Origin of the sequence: Geodermatophilus obscurus DSM 43160, from assembly GCF_000025345.1 — a bacterium.
Lineage (GTDB): Bacteria > Actinomycetota > Actinomycetes > Mycobacteriales > Geodermatophilaceae > Geodermatophilus > Geodermatophilus obscurus.
Map to the genome: position 1 here is coordinate 3,364,779 of NC_013757.1, position 24,816 is coordinate 3,389,594.

Genomic DNA, 24,816 nt, shown 5'->3' on the forward strand with positions numbered 1-24,816 from the left:
TGGGTGGGCGGCGGGTCCGATCCGGACCCGGGGGCTGCGGTGTGGGTCCGCGGCGTCGAGCGGCGTCTCCCGCGTGCCGGCGCACGCCGCCGCGCCCGCCCGGCCGCGTCTGGCGGTGCGGGCGGACGACGGCACGCTCGTGCTGCGCGCCGACGCCGACCGGGACGGCCACTCCCCCGGCACCCCGCTCGAGCGCGACCGGGACCGGGTCGTCCGCTCCGAGGTCCCACCCGGACCGGACCGCACGGCTCATCGGCACTGCCAGGAGCGACGTCGGTGGGGCCCTCCGCCCACCGGGACCGGCCCGCCGTCCGGACGCGGAGGCCGGCACCGGCGGCGCCGACCCCGGAGACGACGACGGCCCGGCACCCGCGAGGGGTGCCGGGCCGCTGCCCGTGCGGACGGAGCTACATCAGCGCTGCGGGCCGATGCCCTGCGAGTTGAGGCTTTCGATGATGCGCGCGGACTCCTCGAAGCCGATCACCACGACGGCGTCGGGGGCGAAGTCCACCATCTGCTGGATCTCGGCGTCGTAGTTCGCCGCCTGCGGGTCGTAGGTCAGCGTCTGGATGCTGTCCTCGGCCAGGCCCGCCGCGATCAGGTTCTCGCGGGTGTTCTCCATCAGACCGGTGCCGTACGGGTCGTTGAGCGCCATGATCCCGACGGTGTTGTTGCCGTCGTTGATGATCAGGTCGGACAGCGCCCGGGCCTGCAGGACGTCCGGCGGGGCGGTCCGGAAGTACAGCCCGTTGTCGTTGTAGTCGGTGAACTGGTCGGACGTGTTCGCCGGCGAGAACTGGACGACGCCGGAACCGGTGATCCGGTCGATGACGGTCAGGCTGACACCCGAGGACGCGGCGCCGATGATGGCGTTGACGCCACCCTGCAGCAGACGGTCGACCGTCTGGGTGGCGGTGTCGGTCGAGGCGTCACCGGAGTCACCCTCGATCAGCTGGACCGGCTGGCCCAGCACGCCGCCGGCGGCGTTGATGTCGTTGACCGCCAGGCGGGCGCCGGCGACCTCGGGCGGGCCGAGGAAGGCGAGGTTCCCGGTCAGCGGCAGCAGGGTCCCGATCACCAACGGTTCGCTGGTGGCGCCGGGAGCGGCGTACGCCGGGCCCTCGTCGCTGGTGGCGTTGGCGCTGTCGCCGGCGAGGACGAAGTCGGTGGCGTCCTCGTCGAGCTGGTTGTCCTCGCCGAACTGCAGGATGCCGAAGCTCGCCTCAGCGGGCTCACCGGCGTCGGTGAAGCTCAGCGGGCCGGAGATGCCGTTGTAGTCGACGTTCCCACCGTTGTTGATGATCTCCAGGCAGGCCGCGAAGTCGGTGCAGGCCTCGCCGCCCACGGTCATCCCGTTGACGAACGCCTTGAAGACGTTCGCGTCGTTGGTGCCGGCCGCCTGCGCGGCGAGCGCCGTGACGATCACCGCGTCGTAGGTCTCGCCGGCGTAGTTGTAGTCCTGCAGGTTCGGGTCGATCTCGCGCAGCCGGTCGGTGAACTCCGAGCCGAGGTCGGTGAGCGGTGTCGTGCCCTTCATGCCGGCCAGGGAGCCCGGCGCGGTGAAGGACTCACCCAGCGCGTTGCCCATGTTGCCGTCGGTGCCGTAGACGTTGACCTGTCGCTCGCCGCCGCCGGTCTCACCGGCCGCGTCGCCACCGCCGCCGGTGTCTTCGCCACCGCCGCCACAGGCGGTCAGGACGAGGAGGGCCGCGGCCGCGACGGCGGCGTTGCGCGCGAGGATGCCTGTGCGCATCAAACAACTCCCACTGTGGTGTCGGTCGTGCACCCGGCCCGCCCAGGCGGGCGACCGGTCAGTGGGGGGAAGGTAGCTGCCGGATCCGGAGGTGGAGCAGGGGTCGGCACGACCGTGATCAGGTCGTGACCTGTCGGATCCCGACTCGTCACACGGCGTGTCGGACGCGCGACCAGGATCACACCTCAGGCGTCAGCTGCCCGTCGTCGGGTCCGCGGCGGCCTCCGGCTGCAGGATGCGCTGGGCGAGCGCTTTCATCGACGTGCGCTCGTTCATCGCCGTCCGCTGGATGAACCGGAAGGCCTCGGCCTCGGTCATCCCCTGGTCGGTCATCAGCTTGCCCTTGGCCTGCTCGACCACCTTGCGGGTCTCCAGGCGCTCCTCGAGCGTGCGTACCTCGCCGTCGAGGGCGGTCATCTCGGCGTAGCGGCCACGGGCCACCTCGATGGCCGGCACCAGGTCGTTCTTGGAGAACGGCTTGACCAGATAGGCCATGGCACCGGCGTCGCGCGCCCGCTCGACCAGCTCGCGCTGGCTGAAGGCGGTCAGCACGATGACCGGCGCGATGCGGGCCGAGGCGATCTGCTCGGCGGCCGAGAGCCCGTCGAGTACCGGCATCTGGATGTCCAGGATCACCAGGTCCGGCCGCAGCTCGGTGGCCTGCTCGACGGCCTGCTGCCCGTCGCCGGCCTCGGCCACGACGGTGTACCCCTCCTCCTCGAGCATCTCCTTGAGGTCGAGGCGGATGAGCGCCTCGTCTTCGGCGATGAGGACCCGGATCGGCTCGCTGCTCACGCGCGGGAGCCTATCGATGCCTGACGGTCCACGACGGCCCGTTAGGCTGTTCCTCGCCTCACCGGCCGCCTGGGCCGGTCGGTACGCCCCCGTACCCCAATCGGCAGAGGGAGCGGATTCAAAACCCGCGCAGTGTGCGTTCGAGTCGCACCGGGGGCACCTCAGGAGGACCTCGGCGCCGGGCCATACGGTGACACGGTGAGCGAGCCCGAGCCGACGCCGTCCGCCCCGCACATGACCCCGGAGCAGTTCCGCCGGCACGGCCACGAGGTCGTCGACTGGATCGCCGACTACTGGGCGCGGATCGGCTCCCTCCCCGTCCGCTCTCCCGTCGCCCCCGGCGACGTGCGCGCGGCGCTGCCGGCCGCCCCGCCGGAGGACGGCGAGCCGTTCGACGCCGTCCTCGCCGACCTCGACCGCGTCGTCGTCCCCGGGTTGACCCACTGGCAGCACCCCGGCTTCCTGGGCTACTTCCCGGCCAACACCTCCGGTCCCTCGGTGCTCGGCGACCTGGTCTCGGCAGGCCTCGGCGTGCAGGGCATGTCCTGGGTGACCAGCCCCGCGGCCACCGAGCTCGAGCAGCACGTCCTCGACTGGTTCGCGGGCCTGCTCGGCCTGCCGGAGACCTTCCTGTCGACCGGCCCGGGCGGCGGCGTGGTCCAGGACTCCAGTTCCGGGGCCAACCTGGTGGCCCTGCTGGCGGCCCTGCACCGCGCCGGCGGCGGGGAGCCCGTCCGCTCCGGCGTCCGGCCCGACGAGTACACCGTCTACGTCTCCGCGGAGACGCACTCCTCGATGGAGAAGGCCGTGCGGATCGCCGGCCTGGGCAGCGACGCCGTCCGGATCGTCGAGGTCGACGGCGACCTGGCGATGCGTCCGCAGTCGCTCAGGGCCCGGCTCGAGCGGGATGCCGCCCGCGGGTACCGGCCGGTGCTGGTCTGCGCCACCGTCGGGACGACGTCGACGACGGCCGTGGACCCGCTCGCCGAGCTCGGCCCCGTCTGCCGCGACGCCGGCGTCTGGCTGCACGTGGACGCCGCCTACGCGGGGGTGAGCGCCGTCGCCCCCGAGCTGCGGGGCCTGCAGACCGGCGTCGAGTGGGCCGACAGCTACACCACCGACGCGCACAAGTGGCTGCTCACCGGCTTCGACGCGACGCTGTTCTGGGTGGCCGACCGGGCCGCCCTCACCGGCGCCCTGGCGATCCTGCCCGAGTACCTGCGCAACGCCGCGACCGAGACCGGCTCGGTCGTCGACTACCGCGACTGGCAGATCGAGCTCGGCCGCCGCTTCCGCGCCCTCAAGCTGTGGTTCGTGCTTCGCTGGTACGGCGCCGAGGGCCTGCGGGCGCACATCCGGTCCGGCGTCGCCCTGGCCCAGGACCTGGCCGGCTGGGCCGACGCCGACGACCGCTTCGACGTCGTGGTCCCGCACCCGCTGTCGCTGGTGTGCCTGCGCCCGCGGTGGCCCGAGGGGGTGGACGCCGACGTCGCCACCATGACGCTGCTGGAGCGGCTCAACGACGGCGGCGAGGTGTTCCTGACCCACACCACGGTCCGCGGCCAGGTGGTGCTGCGGGTGGCGATCGGCGCGCCGACGACGACGCGGGCGCACGTCGAGCGGGCCTGGGCGCTGCTGTGCGAGGGCCACGACTGGCTGGCCGCCGACTTCGCCGAGTCCGCCGCCGAGCGCGCCCGGGAGCAGGCCGAGCGCCGGGCCGCGGCCGAGCGCGTTCGGGAGGACGCCGCGCGCGCCGTGGCACTCCAGCCGGTCGAGACGCCGGCCGCCCAGGACGAGACGGCGGCCCAGGCACACGCGCAGGAGGACCTGACGCCGCCGGCTGCCGTCGCGGAAGCGGAAGGAGACCGCCCGGAGGCCGACGGCGTCGTGCCCGTCCACAGCGAGACCGACGCCGGAGCCCGTGGCACCGGCTCCTGAGTCAAGCGCGCAGCGACCGGATCAGGCCCTGCTGGGTGACGGTGGCCACGTGCGTGCCGTCGGCCGCCCAGATCTGGCCGAAGCACAGCGCCCGGCCACCGGAGGCCGCGGGGCTGTCGGTCTCGTAGAGGAACCACTCGTCGGCCCGCACCGGTGCGTGGAACCAGACCGCGTGGTCCAGGCTGGCGCCGACGTACTCCCCACCCCAGCCGCCGCCGCTCCGGGCCAGCCCGGCCGAGAGCAGGGTCAGGTCACTGACGAAGGTCAGCGCCGAGCGGTGCACGCTGCCGTCCTCGGGCAGCCGGCCGGCGACCCGCATCCACACGCAGGTGCGGGTGTCCGGCGGGGACTTCGGCGTCCGGTCGAAGGGGTCCTCGAGCAGCCGCTGCTCCACCGCCTGGCTGATGGCGAGTGCGGCGGCGGCGCGCTCGCCATGGGGCGCGACCACCTCGGGCAGGGTGGGCAGGGTATCCGGCGCCGGCACCTCGGGCATCGGCAGCGCGTGCTCGACCACGGGGCTCTCCGGCACCGCGGCGTCGGCGGTGAGGGCGAAGATCGCCACGTCCTCACCCCGGCGCCGCTGCCAGGCGATGACCCGCCGCGTGCTGAACGTGCGCCCGTCCCGGATCCTCTCGACGGCGTAGCGGATCTCCTCGTGCGGGTCACCGGGTCGCAGGAAGTACGAGTGCAGCGAGTGCACGGCCCGCTCCCCCGGCAGCGTCCGTGAGGCGGCCATGAGTGCCTGCCCGGCCACCTGCCCGCCGAAGATGCGCTGCAGCGGGGTCCGCGGCGTCTGGCCGACGTACAGGTCGGTGTCGCGCTCCTCGAGGTCGAGGACGGCCATCAGCGCGGCGGCCTGGCTGCTGCCGTCCACCTGGGTCACGAGTCGGTACCCACCTCGTGGACCCGGATGAGGTTCGTCGACCCCGGGGTGTTCGGGGGGCTGCCGGCCACGACGACGACCCGGTCGCCCTCCTTGAGCCGGCCGATGGACAGCAGCGAGAAGTCCACCTGCCGGACCATGTCGTCGGTGTGCTGCACCGCGGGGACCAGGAACGTCTCCACGCCCCAGGACAGCGCCAGCTGGCTGCGCACCCGCCCGTCGATGGTGAAGGCCAGCAGCGGCATCCGGGGGTGCAGCGCGGCCAGCCGCCGGGCGCTGCCGCCGGTCTGGGTGAAGGTGGCCAGGGCTTTGACGTCGAGGGACTCGGCGATGTCCCGGGCGGACCGGACGATGGCGCCGGACCGGGACCGCGACTTCCGGACCAGCTCGGGGACGCGCACGGCGTCGCTCTCGACGGCATCGATGATCCGATCCATCGTCCGCACGGCGGCGATCGGGTAGCGGCCCACGGAGGTCTCCCCCGACAGCATCACCGCGTCCGCGCCGTCCAGGACGGCGTTGGCGACGTCGGAGGCCTCCGCGCGCGTGGGCCGCGAGTTGGTGATCATCGACTCGAGCATCTGCGTGGCCACGATGACCGGTTTGTTGCGCTCGCGGGCGGCCTGCACGGCCCGCTTCTGCACCAGTGGCACCTGCTCCAGCGCCAGCTCCACGCCCAGGTCGCCGCGGGCGACCATGACCCCGTCGAACGCCTCGACGATCGCCTCGAGGTTCTCCACCGCCTCGGGCTTCTCCAGCTTGGCGATGACGGGGACGGAGACGTCCTCCCGGCGCATGACGTCGCGCACCAGCTCCATGTCGCGCGGTGAGCGCACGAAGGACAGCGCCACGAAGTCGACCCCCATGTGCAGGGCGAAGCGGAGGTCCTCCTCGTCCTTGTCCGACATCGCCGGCACGCTCACCGCGACGCCCGGCAGCGACAGGCCCTTGTTGTTGGACACCTCGCCGCCCTCGACGACCAGGCACCACACGTCCGGGCCCTCGATCGCGACGACCGACAGCGCCAGCTTGCCGTCGTCGACCAGCAGCCGGTCGCCGACCTTCGCGTCGGCGGCCAGGCCCTTGTAGGTGGTTGAGACCCGCTCGGCGGTGCCCTCGACGTCGTCGACGGTGATGCAGACCCGGCTGCCGGTCTCCCAGTGGACCGGGCCGTCGGCGAAGGTGCCGAGGCGGATCTTGGGGCCCTGCAGGTCGGCGAGGATGGCGACGGCGCGACCGGTGCGGTCGGAGGCCTCGCGCACCAGGCGGTAGGCCCGCTCGTGGTCGGCGTGCGCGCCGTGGCTGAAGTTGAGCCGGGCGACGTCCATCCCCGACTCGACGAGGGCGGTGACCTGTTCCAGGGAACCGGTCGCCGGCCCGAGGGTGCAGACGATCTTCGCGCGACGGGACATGGGTCAGACGCTAGTAGCGCGGCCCGCCCGGCGCGGGGAGGGTGCCCTGTGACGTCGCCCCGCACGCGACGAGGGCCGAGCCCCGCGGGATGCGGGACCCGGCCCTTCGGCCCCGTCCCGGGTCCCACCCCGACCTTGCGAGGAGTGGGGAGGACGGGGTCCTTACCGCAGTGCGACCGCGGTGGGGGTCACCGGGCGCGGCAGCGTCGTCGAGCCGGTCAGCCAGGCGTCGACGGCGCCCGCGGCGGCGCGGCCCTCGGCGATCGCCCACACGATGAGCGACTGGCCGCGGCCCATGTCACCGGCGACGAAGACACCGGGGACGCTGGACATGAACTCGTCGTCGCGGGCGATGCTGCCGCGCTGGTCGAGCTCCACGCCCAGGGCCTCCACCAGACCGGTGCGCTGGGCGCCGGTGAAGCCCATGGCGAGGAACACCAGGTCGGCCGGCAGCTCGCGCTCGGTCCCCTCGACCTTCTGGAACCGGCCGTCGACCCGCTCCACGTCGTGGATGAGCAGCGCGCGCACGTTGCCGTCGTCGTCCCCCACGAAGCGCTCGGTGTTGACGCTGTAGAGCCGCTCCCCGCCCTCCTCGTGCGCGCTGGAGACCCGCATGACCATCGGGTAGGTCGGCCACGGGTTGGTCTCGGCCCGGCGGTCCGGCGGCGCCGGCATGATCTCCAGCTGGGTCACCGAGAGCGCCCCCTGCCGGTGGGCGGTGCCGAGGCAGTCGGCGCCGGTGTCACCGCCGCCGATGATCACGACGTGCTTGCCGTGCGCGTCGATCGGCGGCTCGTCGAGCTCGCCCAGCGCCTGCCGGTTGCCGAAGGGCAGGTACTCCATCGCCAGGTGGATGCCGTTCAACTCCCGGCCCGGCGCCGGCAGGTCGCGGCCCAGGGTGGCGCCGCCGGCCAGGACGACGGCGTCGTACTCGCCGCGCAGCTGCTCGACGGTCAGGTCGCCGTCCCGGCCGCTGCCGACCTCGACGCCGGTGACGAACCGGGTGCCCTCGGCCCGCATCTGGTCCAGCCGCCGGTCGAGCACGGCCTTCTCCATCTTGAACTCGGGGATGCCGTAGCGCAGCAGGCCGCCGACGCGGTCGGCCCGCTCGAAGACGGTGACGTCGTGCCCCGCCCGGGTCAGCTGCTGGGCGGCGGCCAGCCCGGCCGGGCCGGAGCCGATGACGGCGACCTGCTTGCCGGTGTGCTCCTGCGGGGGGACCGGCTTGACCAGGTCGCGCTGGAACGCCTGGTCGATGATCTCCCACTCGATCTGCTTGATCGTGACCGGCGACTCCTGCAGGTTGAGCACGCAGGAGCCCTCGCACGGCGCCGGGCACAGCTTCCCGGTGAACTCCGGGAAGTTGTTGGTCGCGTGCAGCCGCTCGATCGCCTCGGTCCAGTCGTCGCGGCGGGCGAGGTCGTTCCACTCGGGGATCAGGTTGCCCAGCGGGCAGCCGTGGTGGCAGAACGGGATGCCGCAGTCCATGCAGCGGGCGGCCTGCTGGCGCACCGCGGTGACCGGGAAGACGGCGTCCTCCCCGTTCTGCCGGGAGAGGTAGACGTCCTTCCAGTCCAGGATCCGCACGTCGACGGGACGCCGCGGCGGCAGCGCCCGCTCGTGCTTGAGGAAACCGGTCGAGTCAGCCACGTGCGGCCTCCATCACAGCTCGATCCACGTCCGTTCCTGCGGCCTCGGCGGCACGCCGGGCCTCGAGCGCGCGCCGGTAGTCGCGCGGCATGATCACGCTGAACCGCTCGGACCAGCGGCCCCAGTCGGCCAGCAGTGCGGCGGCCACCGGCGACTCGGTGTCCGCGGCGTAGCGGACCAGCACGTCGCGCAGCCACTGCGCGGACTCCCCGTCCAGCGGCTCGACGTCCACCATCTCGGCGTTGACCCGGTGCCGGGCCAGGTCGAGGACGTAGCCGATGCCGCCGGACATGCCGGCCGCGATGTTGCGGCCGGTCGGGCCGAGGATCACCGCGGAGCCGCCGGTCATGTACTCCAGCGCGTGGTCGCCCACGCCCTCGACGACGGCCAGCGCGCCGGAGTTGCGCACGCAGAACCGCTCGCCAACCCGGCCGCGCAGGAAGACCTCACCCGCGGTGGCGCCGTAGCCGATGACGTTGCCGGCGATGACGTTGTCCTCGGCGGCGAAGCCGGCCTCGCGGGCCGGCCGGACGACGATGCGCCCCCCGGACAGCCCCTTGCCGACGTAGTCGTTGGCGTCGCCGAACAGCCGCATGGTGATGCCCCGCGGCACGAAGGCGCCGAAGGACTGGCCGGCCGACCCGGTGAAGGTCAGGTCGATCGTGCCGTCGGGCAGGCCGTCGCCGCCGAAGCGCCGGGTGACCATCGAGCCCAGCATCGTGCCGACGGTGCGGTTCACGTTGCGCACCGGCAGCTCGAGGCTGACCGGTCGCGCGTCGAGGAGCGCGCCCTCGCACAGCTGGATCAGCGTCTGGTCCAGGGCGACGTCGAGGCCGTGGTCCTGCTCGCGCACCCGGTGCCGGGCGGTGCCGTCGGGCAGCTCGGGGACGGCGAGCATCCGGGACAGGTCCAGCCCGGCGGCCTTCCAGTGGTCGACCGCCTTCCGGGTGTCCAGCAGCTCGGCGTGGCCGATCGCCTCGTCCAGCGAGCGGAAGCCCAGCTCGGCGAGGTACTGGCGCACCTGCTCGGCGAGGAACTCGAAGAAGGTGACGACGAACTCCGGTCGCCCGGTGAACCGCTTGCGCAGCTCGGGGTTCTGCGTCGCGACGCCGACCGGGCAGGTGTCGAGGTGGCAGACGCGCATCATCACGCAGCCGGAGACGACCAGCGGAGCGGTGGCGAAGCCGTACTCCTCGGCGCCCAGCAGCGCGGCGATGACCACGTCGCGGCCGGTCTTCATCTGCCCGTCGGCCTGGACGACGATGCGGTCGCGCAGGCCGTTGGCCAGCAGCGTCTGCTGCGTCTCGGCCAGGCCCAGCTCCCACGGCGAGCCGGCGTGCTTGAGCGACGTCAGCGGCGCCGCGCCCGTCCCGCCGTCGTGCCCGGAGATGAGGACGACGTCGGCGTGCGCCTTGCTCACGCCGGCCGCGACCGTCCCGACGCCCACCTCGCTGACCAGCTTGACGTGGACCCGCGCCTCGTTGTTGGCGTTCTTCAGGTCGTGGATCAGCTGCTTGAGGTCCTCGATCGAGTAGATGTCGTGGTGCGGCGGCGGGCTGATCAGGCCGACACCGGGCGTGGAGTGCCGGGTGCGGGCGACCCACGGGTACACCTTGGCGCCGGGCAGCTGGCCGCCCTCGCCGGGCTTGGCGCCCTGCGCCATCTTGATCTGGATGTCGTCGGCGTTGACCAGGTACTCGCTGGTGACGCCGAACCGGCCGCTGGCCACCTGCTTGATCGCCGAGCGGCGCAGGTCGCCGTTCGGGTCGGGCTGGAAGCGGTCGGGGTCCTCGCCGCCCTCGCCGGTGTTGGACTTGCCGCCCAGCCGGTTCATGGCGATCGCCAGGGTCTCGTGCGCCTCCTGCGAGATGGAGCCGTAGCTCATCGCGCCGGTCTGGAAGCGCCTGACGATCTCGCTGACCGGCTCCACCTCGTCGATCGGCACGGGCGGGCGCACGCCGGTCCTCAGCGTGAACAGCCCGCGCAGCGTCGCGGCCTCCTCGGACAGCTTGTCGACGGTCTCGGTGTAGCGCTGGAACACGTCGTACTGGCGGGCGCGGGTGGCGTGCTGCAGCAGGAACACCGTCTCGGGGTTGAACAGGTGCACCTCGCCCTCGCGGCGCCACTGGTACTCGCCGCCGGTCTCCAGCCGGCGGTGCGCGCGCTCGGTCGGGTTCTCCGGGTAGGCGCGGCGGTGGCGCATGGCCACCTCCTCGGCGAGGACGTCGATGCCCACACCGCCGAGGGGGCAGGAGGTGCCGGTGAAGTACTCGTCGACGATCTCCTGGGAGAGACCGACCGCCTCGAAGATCTGCGCCATCGTGTACGAGCCGACGGTGCTGATGCCCATCTTGCTCATGACCTTCAGGACGCCCTTGCCCAGCGCCTTGACCACGTTGCGGACCGCCTGGGCCGACTGGATGCCGGTCAGGTTCCCGTCGCGGATGAGGTCCTCGATCGACTCGAAGGCCAGGTAGGGGTTGACCGCGGCGGCGCCGTAGCCGAGCAGCAGGGCGACGTGGTGCACCTCGCGGCAGTCGCCGGACTCGACGACCAGCCCGACCTCCATGCGGGTCTTCTGCCGCACGAGGTGGTGGTGGACGGCGGCGGTCATCAGCAGCGACGGGATGGGGGCGCGGTTCTCGTCGCAGTCCCGGTCGGAGAGCACGATGATCCGGGCGCCCGCGGCGATGGCCCTGCTGACCTTGGTGCGCAGCTGCTCGACCGCCTGCGCCAGCGCCGTCCCGCCGCCGTTGACGTCGTAGTGGCCGGTGATCCGGACGGCGGCGTACCCGGGCAGGTCGCCGTCGTCGTCGATGTGCAGGATCTTGGCGAGCTCGTCGTTGTCGATGACCGGGTACGGCAGGAACAGCTGCCGGCACGACGCCGGGGTCGCGCGCAGCAGGTTCTGCTCGGGGCCGAAGGTGCGGCCCAGGCTGGTCACCAGCTCCTCGCGGATGGCGTCCAGCGGCGGGTTGGTCACCTGGGCGAACAGCTGCCCGAAGTAGTCGTAGAGCAGCCGGGAGCGGTCCGACAGCGCGGCGACCGGGGTGTCGGTGCCCATGGAGCCGATCGGCTCGGCGCCGGAGGACGCCATCGGGGTGAGCAGGACGCGCAGGTCCTCCTCGGTGTACCCGAACAGCTGCTGCCGGCGGACGACGGACTCGTGGCTGGGCCGGGCGCGGCGGCGCTCGGGCAGCTGCGGCAGGTGCACCAGGCCGGCGTGCAGCCAGTCCTCGTAGGGGTGTTCCCCCGCCAGGGCGCCCTTGACCTCCTCGTCGGAGACGATCTTCCCGGCGGCGGTGTCGACCAGGAACATGCGGCCCGGCTGCAGCCGGCCCTTGGCGACGACGTCGGAGTCGGGGATCTCCAGGACGCCGACCTCGCTGGCCAGCACGACCAGGTCGTCCTTGGTGTGCCACCAGCGGCCCGGGCGCAGCCCGTTGCGGTCGAGCACGGCGCCGATGAGCGTGCCGTCGGTGAACGCGACCGCGGCCGGCCCGTCCCACGGCTCCATGATCGAGGCGTGGAACCGGTAGAAGGCCCGGCGGGCCGGGTCCATCTCGTCGTGGTTCTCCCACGCCTCCGGGATCATCATGAGCACCGCGTGCGGCAGCGACCGGCCGGACAGGTGCAGCAGCTCGAGCACCTCGTCGAAGGTGGCCGAGTCGCTGAAGTCGCTCGCGGTGACCGGGAAGATCCGCTCGAGGCCGAGCTCGGCTCCGTCGCCTCCCGACCCCCCGCCGGGCGCGTCGAACAGCGCCGTCTCCAGCTTCGCCTCGCGGGCGCGCATCCGGTTCCGGTTGCCCTTGATGGTGTTGATCTCGCCGTTGTGCGCGATCAGCCGGAACGGGTGGGCCAGCGGCCAGCTCGGGAAGGTGTTGGTCGAGAACCGGCTGTGCACCAGCGCGATCGCCGACGCGTAGCGCTCGTCCCGCAGGTCGGGGAAGAAGGCCGGCAGCTGGTCGGTGGTCAGCATGCCCTTGTAGGTGATGGTGCGGCTCGACAGCGAGGTGATGTAGAGGGAGCTGCCGGCCTCGGAGGCCGCCCGCTCGGCCCGCTTGCGCAGCACGAAGGCGCGCCGCTCCAGCCGGGTGACGCCGTTGACGGCGGTCCCTCCGCCGAACGCGGTGCCGTCGGCGCGGGCCCCGATGGTCTCGGCGACGAACAGCTGGGCGAAGTGCGGCATGACCGCGCGGGCGGTGGGGCCGACGTCGGCGCCGTCCGGGTCGACCGGCAGCTCGCGCCAGCCCAGGACGGTCAGGCCCTCCTCGGCGGCGAGGCGGACGACGTCGTCCACCCGCGCGGCCCGCTCGGCCTCGTCCACGGGCAGGAAGGCGATGCCGACGGCGTACTCGCCCACCGGGGGCAGGTCGAAGTCCACCTCGGCGCGCAGCAGCGCGTCCGGGACCTGGGTGAGGATGCCGGCGCCGTCCCCGGAGTTCGGCTCGGAACCGGCGGCGCCGCGGTGGTCCAGGTTGTGCAGGGCGGTGAGCCCGGCGGCCACGATCTTCCGGCTGGCGCGACCCTGCACGTCGGCGACGAAGGCGACGCCGCAGGCGTCCTTGTCGTTGGCCGGGTCGTACAGGCCACTCGCGGCCGGGACGGCCGAGAACGGCACGGCGGTGCCGCCGGGGCCGGAGGGAGTCGCGGCGGGGGCGGTGGACTCGGGCATGTCACTCCCGTCGTCGGCACGCCGCCCGGGCGCCGTCGGCGGTGACGGGAGCGGGGCGGGGGCGCTGGGCCCGGCCGGTGGTCAGAGGGCAGAGGAGCGGGCACTGCGGGGAGCCGGCCGGCGGACGGTCGGGGGACCGTGGGCCCGGCTGGGCGAGCGCCGGGGGTGGTGCCCCGGCGCTGTCGTCCGCGGGGCGGCACTGGCCCGGTTCCGACGCGTGCGACCCCGACAGGATCACTGTGGGGCCTTGGCAGAAGGGTACACAGGCGCACCACCGATCTCGTACGCCGAGAGGCGCGGGGACGGCGCGTCGCCCTCAGGGCCCAGGGTGTCGCGGACGCCCGTCCTCACCAGCGTCTTCGCCGTCCCGGGTCTCCACGGCGCCCGGGGCGACGGCGGGAGCGGCGTCGGCCCGGTCGCCGCGGTCCTGCCCGGTGTCGGCACCGTCACGTCCCCGGGTGATCACCTCGCGGGGCCGGCCGCGCTGCCACACCAGGTGGGCCACCGCGAGCAGGCCGACGACCACGCAGGTGTAGACGTTGATCCGGATGCCGGCGATGGTCTCCGCGGGGTCGCTGCGCAGCAGCTCGATCCACAGCCGGCCGACGCAGTACAGGGCGACGTAGAGCGCGAAGGCGCGCCCGTGGCTGAGCCGGAAGCGCCGGTCGGCCCAGATCACGACGAGTGCGGCGGCCAGGTTCCACAGCAGCTCGTAGAGGAACGTCGGGTGGAAGGTGCCGAGCACGAGCGGCTGACCGTCGGGGCCGATCACCGCCTCGGTGCCGGTCCAGTCGTGGATCGTCAGCGCCCAGGGCAGGTCGGTGGCGCGGCCGTAGAGCTCGTTGTTGAACCAGTTGCCCAGCCGGCCGATGGCCTGCGCGACGAGCAGCCCGGGGGCCACCGCGTCGGCGAAGGCGGGCAGCGGGATGCCCCGGCGGCGGCAGGCGATCCACGCGCCGACCCCGCCCAGGGCGATCGCGCCCCAGATGCCGAGGCCGCCCTCCCAGATGGCGAGGGCCCGCACCGGGTCGCCGCCCTCGCCGAAGTACGGCCGGGGACTGCTGATGACGTGGTAGAGCCGGCCACCGATGATCCCGAACGGCACGGCCCACACGGCGATGTCGAGGACCTCACCCGGCGCCCCGCCCCGGGCCACCCAGCGGCGCTCGGTGATCAGGACCGCCGCGACGATCCCGGCGATGATGCACAGCGCGTAGGCGCGGATGGGCAGCGGGCCCAGCTCCCAGACGCCCTGCGTCGGGCTGGGGATCGCGCTCAGGACCGTCACGGCACGGCCACCGGACGGCGCACGCCCGCGGCGAGGTCCTGCGACAGGCGGCGCACGCCGTCGGCGCCCCGGCCCTCGAGCAGCTCTCGCACGTAGGCCGACCCGACGATCACCCCGTCGGCGAAGCCGGCGACCTCGGCGGCCTGGTCCCCGTTCGAGACGCCCAGCCCCACGCAGACCGGCAGGTCGGTGACCGCGCGGGTGCGGGCGACCAGCTTCTCCGCCGCGTCGCCCACGGTGGCCCGGGTACCGGTGACGCCCATGGTGGAGGCGGCGTAGACGAAGCCCCGGCAGGCCGCGACGGTCGCGGCCAGCCGCGCGTCGGTGGACGACGGTGCCACCAGGAACACGCGGTCGAGGTCGTGCGCCTCCGCGGCGGCCAGCCAGGCCCCCGCCTCGTCGGGGATGAGGTCGGGGGTGATGGCCCCGGCTCCCCCGGCGGCGGCCAGGTCGGCGGCGAACCGGTCGACGCCGTAGCGCTCGACCGGGTTCCAGTAGCTCATCACCACCGGGACCGCACCTGCGGCGGCGACCGCCTCGACGGCGCGCAGCACGTCGCGCATGCCGACGCCGGCCCGCACCGCCGGGTCGACGGCCTGCTGGATGACCGGGCCGTCCATGCCGGGGTCGCTGTACGGGACGCCGACCTCGAGGACGTCGGCCCCGCCCTCGACCGCCGCGACCATGGCCGCGATCGAGGTGTCGACGTCCGGGTACCCGACCGGGAGGTAGGCGACCAGCGCCGAACGCCCCTCGGCCCTCGCCCGGGCGATGGTGTCCTGCAGCTGACTCACGCCGGCTCCCCCGCGTCCTGCCCGGCGACCGCGTCGCCGGAGGTGACCGCCCCCTCGGTGGGCTGCTGGTCGGTGTCCATGCCGGCGCCGGGCTCCACGTGCTCGCGGTCGCCGAGGCCGAACCAGCGCGACGCCGTCTCGACGTCCTTGTCGCCGCGGCCGGAGAGGTTGACCAGCAGCAGCGCGTCCGGGCCCAGCTCGCGGCCCAGGACCAGAGCGCCGGCGAGGGCGTGCGCCGACTCGATCGCCGGGATGATGCCCTCGGTGCGGCACAGCAGCGCGAAGGCCTCCATGGCCTCGGCGTCGGTGACCGCCCGGTACTCCGCCCGGCCGATGTCGTGCAGGTGGGAGTGCTCGGGCCCCACGCCCGGGTAGTCCAGGCCGGCGCTGATCGAGTGCGACTCGATGGTCTGGCCGTTCTCGTCCTGCAGCAGGTACGAGCGGGCGCCGTGCAGCACCCCCGGCGTCCCGCCGGTGATGGTGGCCGCGTGCCGGCCGGTGCCCACGCCGTCCCCGCCGGCCTCCAGGCCGACCAGGCGGACGCCGTCGTCGGGCACGAAGGCGGTGAAGATGCCGATGGCGTTGGAGCCGCCGCCCACGCAGGCCAGGACGGCGTCGGGCAGCCGGCCGACCCGCTCGAGCACCTGGGCGCGCGCCTCGTCGCCGATCACCCGCTGGAATTCGCGGACCATCTCCGGGAACGGGTGCGGGCCGGCGACGGTGCCGAACACGTAGTTCGTGGTCTCGACGTTGGTGACCCAGTCGCGGAAGGCCTCGTTGATGGCGTCCTTGAGGGTGCGCGAGCCGGTGGTGACCGGGACGACCTCGGCGCCGAGCAGCCGCATCCGGGCGACGTTGAGCGCCTGGCGGCGGGTGTCCTCCTCGCCCATGTAGATGGTGCAGGACAGCCCCATCAGCGCGGCCGCGGTGGCGGTCGCGACGCCGTGCTGCCCGGCGCCGGTCTCGGCGATGACCCGCTGCTTGCCGATCCGCCGGGTGAGCAGGGCCTGGCCCAGCACGTTGTTGATCTTGTGCGAGCCGGTGTGGTTGAGGTCCTCGCGCTTGAGCCAGATGCGCGCCCCGCCGGCGTGCTCGGCGAACCTCGGCACCTCGGTGATCGGGCTCGGCCGGCCGGTGTAGTCGCGCTGCAGCGCGGCGAATTCCTCGAGGAAGGCCGGGTCGACGCGCATCGCGCGGTAGGCCTCGGTCAGCTCGTCGAGGGCGGCGATCAGCGCCTCGGGGACGAACCGGCCACCGAAGACCCCGAAGTGGCCGGTGGCGTCGGGCCAGCTCGGGTGCGCCGGCTCGAGTCGCTGCTCGGGCGGGTGGACGGCGCTGGTGGTCATGGGCTCAGTGTCCCGCGTCGGGGCGTGCAGGTGGTGGAGGGGGTCAGTGCGCCGGGGGGCGCGGGTCGCGGGCACTCCTGCGCCGTTGCGTGCGCTCTCGCGCTGCTGCACCGGCGCGAGAGCGGGGGCAGCAGCGCGAGAGTCGCCCCGACCTGGCCTCGCTGCGGAACGGTCGGCGAGGACGCCGGGCAGCGTGCGGTGCTGGCGGGGTTCCGCTGGGTGGACGGGCACGCCGACGTCTGGGCGCTGCTCGCTGAAGGCCGGGGGCCGGCCGCGGTCGTCAGGGGCCTGACCGCCTCGTGGGCCGATGCCGGCACCACCCACGTGGTCGGGCTGGAGGCGCGCGGGTTCGCCGTCGGCGGCCCGGCCGCGGTGGTCCTGGGAGCCGGCTTCGTGCCCGTCCGGAAGGGACTGCTGCCCGGCCGCTCGCTCGCCACCACGAGCGCCGAGGACCACCGCGGCGTCCGGCACGAGCTGCACGTGCAGGCGGTCCCCGGACCCGGCGACCCGGTGCTGCTGGTCGACGACTGGGCCGAGCGCGGCAGCCAGGCCGAGGCGACCGCCGAGCTGGTGCGCCGGCAGGGTGCGGAGCTGCTCGGGCTGGCCCTGGTCGTGGACGAGCTGCCCGACGCCGTCCGGGCGGCCCTCCTGCAGGAGCCCGCCGCGAGCGTGCGACGGTGGGGGGCAGGAGGGTCCTTCTTCAGCGGGGGGTGTGCGGGGTGGCCGGGTGGGCGCCGGCCGTGACCAGGTCGGCGACCGCCTGGCGGGCGTCGCCGGCGGTGACCAGGCCCTCACCGACGAGGACGGCGTCGGCGCCGGCCGCCGCGTAGGAGATGAGGTCGTGCGGGCCGCGGACGCCGGACTCGGCGACCTTGACCACCTCCGACGGCAGCCCGGGGGCGATCCGCTCGAAGGTGGAGCGGTCGACCTGCAGCGTGGTGAGGTCGCGGGCGTTGACGCCGATCACCGCGGCGCCGGCGGACAGCGCGCGGTCGGCCTCGGCCTCGGTGTGCACCTCGACCAGCGCGGTCATGCCCAGCGACTCGACCCGCTCCAGCAGACCGAGCAGGGCGTTCTGCTCCAGCGCGGCCACGATGAGCAGGACGACGTCCGCCCCGTGGGCACGCGCCTCGTGCACCTGGTAGCTCGTGACGACGAAGTCCTTGCACAGCACCGGGACGCCGACGGCGGCGCGGACGGCGGCGAGGTCGGCCTGGCCGCCTCCGAAGCGGCGCCGCTCGGTGAGCACGCTGATGACCCGGGCGCCGCCGTCGGCGTACTGCCGGGCCAGCACCGCGGGGTCGGGGATGTCGGCGAGCGCGCCCCTGGAGGGGCTCTGCCGCTTCACCTCGGCGATGACGCCGACGCCGGGCGCACGCAGCGCGGCGAGGGCGTCGAGGGGCGGGCGGGCGTCCCGGGCGGCGGCCTTGACCTCCGCCAGCGGGGTGGCCGCCTCACGGGCCGCCAGGTCCTCACGGACGCCGGCGACGATCTCGTCGAGCACGGACACGAGTCCTCCCCGCTGCTGCTCGTCATCCGCCCACCGGGCCCTCGAGGCCGGCCACCGGGCGCGGCCCCGACCGGGACCCGATCCGTGGACCCACTCTAGAGGCGGCGGACCAGCCGACTGCCTGCGGGGGCGGCCGGACACCCCGCACGGGGGTGTGGACCAGGCGGTCCGGGGTAGTCAGGGCTGTTCGCCGGAGTCCTCGGTGGGGTCCTCGCCACGGTCGAGCGCCCGCCACGCGTCCAGCGCGCGGTCCTCGTCGGTCCGCCGGCGGACGGGCGCCGCGGCCGCGGCGGCGGCGGCGAGGCGCTCGTAGCGGCGTCCCATGCCCGGCCAGCTCGACCCGCGCAGCACGGTGAGCAGCCCGGCCGCCACCGCCAGCAGTCCGGCGACGAGCACGAGCACCGGCCAGGCGGCGGACACCTCGGCCGTGAGCGTGCTCCCCGGCGTCCCGCTGCCGACCGCCCCGGTCGCCGTGACGTCCGCGTCGGTGAGCAGCGTGCGCAGGCCCGACCAGCCCAGCGCTCCCCCGGCGACGGCGGCCAGCAGCCCGACCAGGACGCGACCGGCGCCGCGGACGGCGACCAGCGCCACCGCGGCCGCCAGGAGCACCAGCCCGCCGGCCGGGACGAACGGTGCGAGCTCCGAGCCGGCCAGCTGCTCGATGACCGGCGGCAGCGGCTCGGGCCGTTCGACGGTCGCCGTCACCCAGGTCTGTCCGCCTGCGGACAGCGCCAGCCCCCCGGCCGCCACCGCCCCGACGACGGCCCCGGCCAGCTCACGGTGGGCCGTCCCCGTCACGGTGCCCACCGTTCGCTTCCGCGGGGCGCTCCGCTCCTCGCTCGCCGGGGCTCGCTGCGGTGCTCACGCCCCTGTCCGCTCACGGCAGCTCCCGCATCCCCTCCGCCGTCGCGATGGCCGAGAGCACCGCCCGTGCCTTGTGCCGGGTCTCGGCCTCCTCGGTGGCGGGGTCGCTGTCGGCCACGACACCGGCGCCGGCCTGCACGTAGGCACGGCCCTGGTGCAGCACCGCCGTCCGGATCGCGATCGCCATGTCGAGGTCGCCGCTGGCGTCGACGTAACCGACGGTGCCGGCGTACAGCGCCCGCCGGGTGGGCTCCAGCGACTCGATGATCTCCATCGCGCGCGGCTTGGGCGCCCCGGAGACGGTCCCGGCGGGGAAGGTCGCGTCGAAGACGTCGAGGGCGTCCCACTGCGGGGCGACCTCGCCGGCCACGGTCGACACCAGGTGCATGACGTGGCTGTAGTGCTCGACGCGCATGAAGTCGGGCACCTCCACCGAGCCCGGCACGCACACCCGCCCCAGGTCGTTGCGGGCCAGGTCGACGAGCATCACGTGCTCGGCGCGCTCCTTGGGGTCGGCGAGCAGGCCCTCGGCCAGCCGCACGTCCTCCTCCGGGGTCGCGCCGCGCGGGCGGGTCCCGGCCGGCGGGTGCACGACGGCCGAGCTGCCGGTCACCGTGACCAGCGCCTCCGGCGAGGAGCCGACGACGTCGAACGGCGACTCGCGCCCGGCGAAGCGCAGCAGGTACATGTACGGCGAGGGGTTGGTCGCCCGCAGCACCCGGTAGAGGTCCAGCGCCTCGACCTCGGTGGGCACCTCGAAGCGCTGCGAGAGCACCACCTGGAACGCGTCGCCGGCCCGGATGTGCTCGCGCACCCGCTCCACGCCGTCCTCGAAGACGCCGGGCGCCATGTTGCTCTGCACCGGCGGCGGCGCGGTCGTCGCGAAGGTGGCGACCCCGGGGGGCGCGGCCTTGGCCAGGTCGGCGGCCATCGCGTCGAGCCGGGTCACCGCGTCGTCGTAGCCCTGGGACCCGCGCAGCGCGTTGGCGATGAGCAGCACCGTGCCGTCGTGGTGGTCGAGCACCGCGAGGTCGGTGACCAGCATGAGCGCGAGCTCGGGCATGCCGAGGTCGTCGACGGCGGTGACCGGCAGCCGCTCCAGCCGCCGGACGACGTCGTAGCCGAGGTAGCCGACCAGGCCGCCGGTCAGCCGGGGCAGGTCGGCGTCCCGCGGCGAGCGCAGCCGGCGGGCCAGCGTGCGGACGGCGGCCAGCGGGTCCGAGGGCAGGTCGTCGGTGAGACCCGGCAGCTGCTCCCCCAGCCACAGCGCGGCGCCGTCCCGCTCGCTGAGCACCCCGGCGCTGCGGACGCCGACGAAGCTGTACCGGCTCCACTGCTTGCCCTGCTCGGCCGACTCCAGCAGCACCGTGCCCGGCCGGTTGCCGGCGAGCTTGCGGTAGATGCCGACCGCGGTCTCGCCGTCGGCGAGCAGCCGCCGGGTGACCGGGACCATCGGCTGGTCCAGCGCCGCGAACTCCGCCCGCGACGGGGAGGTCTCACCGAGCCGCACGGGTGACCTCCAGCTCGCGGTGGAAGCAGGAGCGCTCGCCGGTGTGGCAGGCCGGCCCCTCCTGGTCGACGAGCACCAGCAGCGCGTCGCCGTCGCAGTCCAGGCGCACGTCGCGGACCCACTGGCGGTGTCCGGAGGTCTCCCCCTTCACCCAGTACTCGCGCCGGCTGCGCGACCAGTAGGTGGCCCGGCCGGTGGTGAGGGTGCGGCGCAGCGCCTCGTCGTCCATCCACGCGACCATGAGCACCTCACCGGTGTCGTGCTGCTGGACGACGGCGGCGACCAGACCGGCGGGGTCGCGGCGCAGGAGTGCTGCGACCGCGGGGTCCAGGGCGGACTCGGCGGCGGGGACGGCGGACACGGTCCGATCGTCCCACCCGCCGCCGACCGGCCGGGTCACCGGTGCGGCGTCGTCCCCCCGTCGGGGCTGCTGGTGAACCACGCCCGGGCGGGCCGGCCCACGCTCAGGCCCAGGGCGACCGCCGGCCCGGCGGCGAAGCACACGACGAGGAACAGCAGCAGCCCGGACGCCGAGCCGAACGCGCCCAGCAGGCGCGCGACCCAGTAGGCGGCCAGCGCCAGCTGCAGGGCGAACGCGGCTGCGAGGGTCCAGCGGACGGGGGCGCGGCGGCTGGTGAGCGCCAGGACCCCGGCGGCCACCAGCAGGACCACCGAGACCAGCTGCACGAGGGAGAGCACGCCCGCGTCGGCAGCGAGGGCCGCACCGTCGGCCGGGAAGCCTGGCTCGTCGGCGGCCATCGAGAACACCGACCCGAGCAGCTGGAGGTAGGCGCTGGCCAGGGCGACCCCCGCGGCCTGCACGAAGGCGAGGACCGCGGCGGCGATGACCTGTCCCGGCCGCTGCGGCCGCGCGGGGGCCGGCGGCCACGGCTGCGGCCAGACCGGCGGCCACGCCGTCCCGTACGGGGCCGGCGGTGGCCAGCCGGGAGCCGGCCGGTACGGCGTCGTCGGCGGCGGCCCCGCGTAGGGCACGCCCGGCTGCGTCTCCGTCGCCGGGTCCGACCAGGGGCTCGGGTGCGAGCTCACAGCGCGGCCGCGAGCGCCCGGCCGGCGACCCGGCCGCTGAACAGGCACCCGCCGAGGAAGGTGCCCTCCAGCGAGCGGTAGCCGTGCATGCCGCCGCCGCCGAAGCCCGCGACCTCGCCCGCGGCGTAGAGGCCGGGGAAGACCTCACCACCGGCCCGCAGGACGCGGCCGGACAGGTCGGTCTCCAGCCCGCCGAGGGTCTTGCGGGTGATCAGGTTGAGCCGGACGGCGATCAGCGGCCCGGCCTCGGGGTCGAGCAGCCGGTGCGGCGGGGCCACTCGGATCAGCTTGTCGCCGAGGTAGTTGCGGGCGCCGCGGATCGCGGTGACCTGCAGGTCCTTGGTGAAGGGGTGGGCGACCTCGCGGTCGCGGGCCACCACCTCGCGCTCGACGTCGGCCAGGCTCAGCTCGGGGGTCCCGCCCGTGACCCGGTTCATGCCGGCGACCAGCTCGGGCAGGGTGCGGGCGACGACGAAGTCCTCCCCCGCGTCGAGGAAGGCCTGCACCGGCGGGGCGACGCCGGACCGGACCCGGCCGAGCAGCAGCTTGACGTCCCTGCCGGTGAGGTCGGGGTTCTGCTCGGAGCCCGACAGCGCGAACTCCTTCTCCACGATCTTGTGCGTGGCGACGAACCAGGTGTGCTCGTACCCGGTCTGCCCGATGTGGGCGAGCGTGCCCAGGGTGTCGAAGCCGGGGAACAGCGGCACCGGGAGCCGCTTGCCGGTCGCGTCGAGCCACAGCGACGACGGCCCGGGCAGGATCCGGATGCCGTGCCGCTGCCAGACGGGCGAGTGGTTGGCGATGCCCTCGGTGTAGTGCCACATCCGGTCGCGGTTGATCAGGTTCCCCCCGGCGGCCTCCGTGGCCTGCAGCATCCGGCCGTCGACGTGCGCGGGGACGCCGGAGAGCAGCCGCTGCGGCGCCGGGCCCAGGCGGGCGGGCCAGTTCTGCCGGACCAGCTCGTGGTTGCCGCCGATGCCGCCGGAGGTGACGACGACGGCCTGCGCCGAGACCTCGAACTCGCCGGCCGCGTCGCGTGAGCTGGGCTCACCGCGGGCGACGTCGCTGGGCTCGAGGACGGTGCCGCGGACGCCGGTGACCGCGCCGCCGCTGACCACCAGCTCGTCGACGCGGTGGCGGAACAGCAGCTGCAGCACGCCCCGGTCGGCCGCGGCGCGCACCCGGCGGGCGAAGGGCTCGACGAGGCCCGGCCCGGTGCCCCAGACGATGTGGAACCGCGGCACCGAGTTGCCGTGGCCGGTGGCGGTGTAGCCGCCGCGCTCGGCCCAGCCGACGACCGGGAAGAAGCCGACGCCCTGCTCGCGCAGCCACGCCCGCTTCTCCCCCGCGGCGAACTGCAGGTAGGCCTCGGCCCACCGGCGCGGCCAGTGGTCCTCCGCGCGGTCGAAGCCGGCAGTGCCGGACCAGTCCTGCCTGGCCAGCTCGAGCGAGTCGCGCACCCGCAGCCGGCGCTGCTCGGGCGAGTCGACGAGGAACAGCCCGCCGAAGGACCACCAGGCCTGCCCGCCGAGGGACTGCTCGGGCTCCTGGTCCAGCAGGACCACCCGCTTCCCCGCATCGGCCAGCTCCGCGGCGGCGACCAGCCCGGCCAGCCCCGCCCCCACCACGACGACGTCGGTGTCGGTCACGCATCTCCTCGCCGCTCGCCGCCGACGTGATCGGCGCTGCCCTGTCCCTGCGTGACCTCGCGAGCTCGGTCACCTACTGCACGCTAGCCGGTGCGCTGGGTGCGACGACCTCGCTCGGGAGCCCGCGTCGCCCGGGCGGGGCGGGTCCACTCCCGGACCGGGCGACGGACGGCGAGCACCAGGCACCCGACCGGCCCGGCGAGCAGCAGCAGCGCCTGCCCGGCCACCGCACCGAGACCGAGTGCGCCGAACAGCACGGCGGTGCCCGGCAGGCTGAGCACCAGGACGAAGCCGACGACGGCCAGCAGGACCCACGCCCGCGCGCGCCCGAGGACGACCAGCACCGCGCCCGCCAGGGCGAGCACCGCGAGCACCGCGGGGACGGCGACGGCCCAGGACGTCGCCACCTCCGGGTCGCGCAGCAACCAGGCCAGCCACAGGTACTCGACGGCGACCAGGACGCCGAAGACGGCGGCGAACGGGGCGAGGACCGGTCGTCCGGCCGGGAGGGGCGGCGGCTGCTGCCGAGGCGCCGCCCGCGGCGAGCGGCGCGCCGCCGCCCGGCTGCGGGAGGAGGACGACGCCATGGCCGGCAGCGTAGAAGAAGGACCCCCCTTGCCCCCCGGCACTCGCAAGCTCGTGGCGGGACCCTGCAAGGGGCCACTCAGCTGGGCGCGGCTAGCGGGTGCGGCGCGGCCGTGCGGCCACCCAGCGGCGCACCCGCGGGGTGGCCGCCAGGACCGCGGCGAGCACCGGGGCGACCAGCAGCAGCAGCGGCAGGGCCGGGTTCCCGGCGTCCTCGGTGCCGGTGGCCGCCCAGACGACCGCACCGGCCAGCACCGCGACCGGGACGACGGCCAGGACCAGGAGCAGCCAGCTGCGGCGAGCCAGCAGCCAGACCGCGCCGAAGACCTGCACCAGCGGCGCGGCGAGCAGGAGGTAGGCCCAGGGATCGGGCCCGGCGTCGGCGGAGAGCCCGCCGAGCGCCACGGCGATGACGGCGAGGAAGGCCGGCGGCAGCGCGCCGACGAGGCCGAGGACGCCGGCGACGAGGGCGAGCGGCGGCATGCGCGCGTCCGGTGGAGGCAGGTCGGCTGCCGGACGACCTCGGTCGCGGGGTGTGGCCACGCTGCGCAGGCTAGGCGGCTGGGGGCTGGTGGGGCGGCCCGCCGGCGCGCCCGGCACGGCCCGCCGCCACCCAATGTCGGGAGCTCGGCGTCAGCGCCAGACCGGCTGCCGCCGGCGAGATCGCCAGCCAGGGCCCCGAGGACAGCAGGACGCCCAGCCCGTCAGTGCCGTGGCCGGCGAGGAAGCCGAGCACGGCGATGGCGACGAGCCAACCGAGGATCAGCGCGGAGGGCGCCGCGGACAGCACGAGCGGCCACCACCCGCGACGGCACAGCAGCCATACGGCACTGCCCAGGTGCAGCGCCGCGGCGAGGGCGATCGCCGTGACGAACGGGTCGCCGAAGTCCCCGTCGTCGCCGTCCAGGGCGTGTCCGAGGAGGGCGACCGTGGCCAGCACCAGGGCGCTGAGGAGGCCCAGGGCGCCGCCGAGCCGTGCCGTCACGGGTGACCCGCTGGCCGAGGAGGTCGCGGGCCGCGACGCGGCGGCGGGCGACGGGTGCGGTGAGGAGGGCTGCATGCCGCCCGAGCCTGGAGGATGAGTGGCTCACGCGGGTCCGCGGCGGCAGGACTGTGG

At 74.6% G+C, this 24,816-nt stretch carries 20 protein-coding genes and 1 tRNA gene; 3 read left to right on the forward strand and 18 right to left on the reverse strand.

The genetic code is table 11. From position 1 onward, the window contains the following. Positions 1 to 412 precede the first annotated feature (412 nt). Both GOBS_RS15705 and GOBS_RS15710 read right to left on the reverse strand, forming a co-directional pair. Positions 413 to 1,753, reverse strand: coding sequence for an ABC transporter substrate-binding protein (locus tag GOBS_RS15705; protein ID WP_012949242.1), 1,341 nt, complete (start codon positions 1,751 to 1,753; stop codon positions 413 to 415). A 192-nt stretch (positions 1,754 to 1,945) separates the two neighbouring features. After that, positions 1,946 to 2,548, reverse strand: a complete 603-nt coding sequence (locus tag GOBS_RS15710) for an ANTAR domain-containing response regulator (protein WP_012949243.1) — start codon at positions 2,546 to 2,548, stop codon at positions 1,946 to 1,948. A gap of 85 nt (positions 2,549 to 2,633) precedes the next feature. On the opposite strand from GOBS_RS15710, the gene GOBS_RS15715 reads away from it, so the two are divergent. Together GOBS_RS15715 and GOBS_RS15720 are read left to right on the forward strand one after the other, a co-directional pair. After that, positions 2,634 to 2,707 (forward strand) — tRNA-Leu (locus tag GOBS_RS15715). Positions 2,708 to 2,746: 39 nt separating this feature from the next. Then, complete coding sequence (locus GOBS_RS15720) at positions 2,747 to 4,486, forward strand: pyridoxal-dependent decarboxylase (RefSeq protein WP_012949244.1); 1,740 nt, start codon at positions 2,747 to 2,749, stop codon at positions 4,484 to 4,486. A 1-nt stretch (position 4,487) separates the two neighbouring features. Here GOBS_RS15720 and GOBS_RS15725 read toward each other — a convergent pair whose 3' ends face one another. The 7 genes from GOBS_RS15725 to trpB all read right to left on the reverse strand — a co-directional run bounded on the left by GOBS_RS15725 (position 4,488) and on the right by trpB (position 16,534). Then, positions 4,488 to 5,369 (reverse strand): acyl-CoA thioesterase, encoded by an 882-nt coding sequence (locus GOBS_RS15725; protein ID WP_012949245.1) that lies wholly within the window; start codon positions 5,367 to 5,369, stop codon positions 4,488 to 4,490. Continuing rightward, positions 5,366 to 6,781, reverse strand: a complete 1,416-nt coding sequence (pyk, locus tag GOBS_RS15730; RefSeq protein WP_012949246.1) for a pyruvate kinase — start codon at positions 6,779 to 6,781, stop codon at positions 5,366 to 5,368. Before pyk ends, GOBS_RS15725 begins: the two co-directional genes overlap by 4 nt. Before the next feature lie 162 nt (positions 6,782 to 6,943). Beyond that, positions 6,944 to 8,431: a glutamate synthase subunit beta gene (locus GOBS_RS15735; protein ID WP_012949247.1), complete on the reverse strand. Its 1,488-nt coding sequence runs from the start codon at positions 8,429 to 8,431 to the stop codon at positions 6,944 to 6,946. Further along, the gene (gene gltB, locus GOBS_RS15740) at positions 8,424 to 13,106 is read right to left on the reverse strand and encodes a glutamate synthase large subunit (protein WP_243697513.1); all 4,683 of its coding nucleotides are present in this window, start codon (positions 13,104 to 13,106) and stop codon (positions 8,424 to 8,426) included. The genes GOBS_RS15735 and gltB overlap by 8 nt, the downstream gene beginning before the upstream one ends. A 316-nt stretch (positions 13,107 to 13,422) precedes the next feature. Beyond that, the gene (gene lgt / locus GOBS_RS15745; RefSeq protein WP_012949249.1) at positions 13,423 to 14,394 is read right to left on the reverse strand and encodes a prolipoprotein diacylglyceryl transferase; all 972 of its coding nucleotides are present in this window, start codon (positions 14,392 to 14,394) and stop codon (positions 13,423 to 13,425) included. Next, positions 14,391 to 15,188, reverse strand: coding sequence for a tryptophan synthase subunit alpha (gene trpA / locus GOBS_RS15750; RefSeq protein ID WP_012949250.1), 798 nt, complete (start codon positions 15,186 to 15,188; stop codon positions 14,391 to 14,393). The genes lgt and trpA overlap by 4 nt, the downstream gene beginning before the upstream one ends. After that, positions 15,185 to 16,534 carry a tryptophan synthase subunit beta gene (gene trpB, locus GOBS_RS15755; RefSeq protein ID WP_012949251.1) on the reverse strand — a complete coding sequence of 450 codons (1,350 nt, stop codon included), beginning with the start codon at positions 16,532 to 16,534 and terminating at the stop codon, positions 15,185 to 15,187. Before trpB ends, trpA begins: the two co-directional genes overlap by 4 nt. A 198-nt stretch (positions 16,535 to 16,732) precedes the next feature. On the opposite strand from trpB, the gene GOBS_RS15760 reads away from it, so the two are divergent. Next, positions 16,733 to 17,278: a type I phosphoribosyltransferase gene (locus GOBS_RS15760; RefSeq protein WP_012949252.1), complete on the forward strand. Its 546-nt coding sequence runs from the start codon at positions 16,733 to 16,735 to the stop codon at positions 17,276 to 17,278. On the opposite strand, the gene trpC is transcribed toward GOBS_RS15760, so the two are convergent. The 9 genes from trpC to GOBS_RS15805 form a co-directional block, all read right to left on the reverse strand. Then, positions 17,235 to 18,044, reverse strand: a complete 810-nt coding sequence (gene trpC, locus GOBS_RS15765; RefSeq protein WP_012949253.1) for an indole-3-glycerol phosphate synthase TrpC — start codon at positions 18,042 to 18,044, stop codon at positions 17,235 to 17,237. The two genes, GOBS_RS15760 and trpC, sit on opposite strands and share 44 nt — an antisense overlap. A 177-nt stretch (positions 18,045 to 18,221) precedes the next feature. Then, a complete protein-coding gene (locus tag GOBS_RS15770) occupies positions 18,222 to 18,842 on the reverse strand; it encodes a Trp biosynthesis-associated membrane protein (RefSeq protein WP_166487422.1) in 621 nt (206 codons plus the stop codon). Positions 18,843 to 18,921: 79 nt separating this feature from the next. After that, entirely contained in the window at positions 18,922 to 20,418 is a 1,497-nt protein-coding gene (locus tag GOBS_RS15775; protein ID WP_012949255.1) for an anthranilate synthase component I, read from the reverse strand. Then, complete coding sequence (gene hisI, locus GOBS_RS15780) at positions 20,405 to 20,779, reverse strand: phosphoribosyl-AMP cyclohydrolase (protein ID WP_041242359.1); 375 nt, start codon at positions 20,777 to 20,779, stop codon at positions 20,405 to 20,407. The genes GOBS_RS15775 and hisI overlap by 14 nt, the downstream gene beginning before the upstream one ends. 35 nt (positions 20,780 to 20,814) lie before the next feature. Continuing rightward, positions 20,815 to 21,411, reverse strand: coding sequence for a hypothetical protein (locus GOBS_RS15785; protein WP_166487423.1), 597 nt, complete (start codon positions 21,409 to 21,411; stop codon positions 20,815 to 20,817). A 50-nt stretch (positions 21,412 to 21,461) separates the two neighbouring features. Continuing rightward, the gene (locus GOBS_RS15790) at positions 21,462 to 23,114 is read right to left on the reverse strand and encodes an FAD-binding dehydrogenase (protein WP_012949258.1); all 1,653 of its coding nucleotides are present in this window, start codon (positions 23,112 to 23,114) and stop codon (positions 21,462 to 21,464) included. Positions 23,115 to 23,197: 83 nt separating this feature from the next. Next, complete coding sequence (locus GOBS_RS15795) at positions 23,198 to 23,701, reverse strand: hypothetical protein (protein WP_012949259.1); 504 nt, start codon at positions 23,699 to 23,701, stop codon at positions 23,198 to 23,200. A 91-nt stretch (positions 23,702 to 23,792) separates the two neighbouring features. Next, complete coding sequence (locus GOBS_RS25555) at positions 23,793 to 24,242, reverse strand: hypothetical protein (protein ID WP_166487424.1); 450 nt, start codon at positions 24,240 to 24,242, stop codon at positions 23,793 to 23,795. A 10-nt stretch (positions 24,243 to 24,252) separates the two neighbouring features. Then, positions 24,253 to 24,684, reverse strand: coding sequence for a hypothetical protein (locus tag GOBS_RS15805; protein ID WP_041241527.1), 432 nt, complete (start codon positions 24,682 to 24,684; stop codon positions 24,253 to 24,255). Positions 24,685 to 24,816 lie beyond the last annotated feature (132 nt).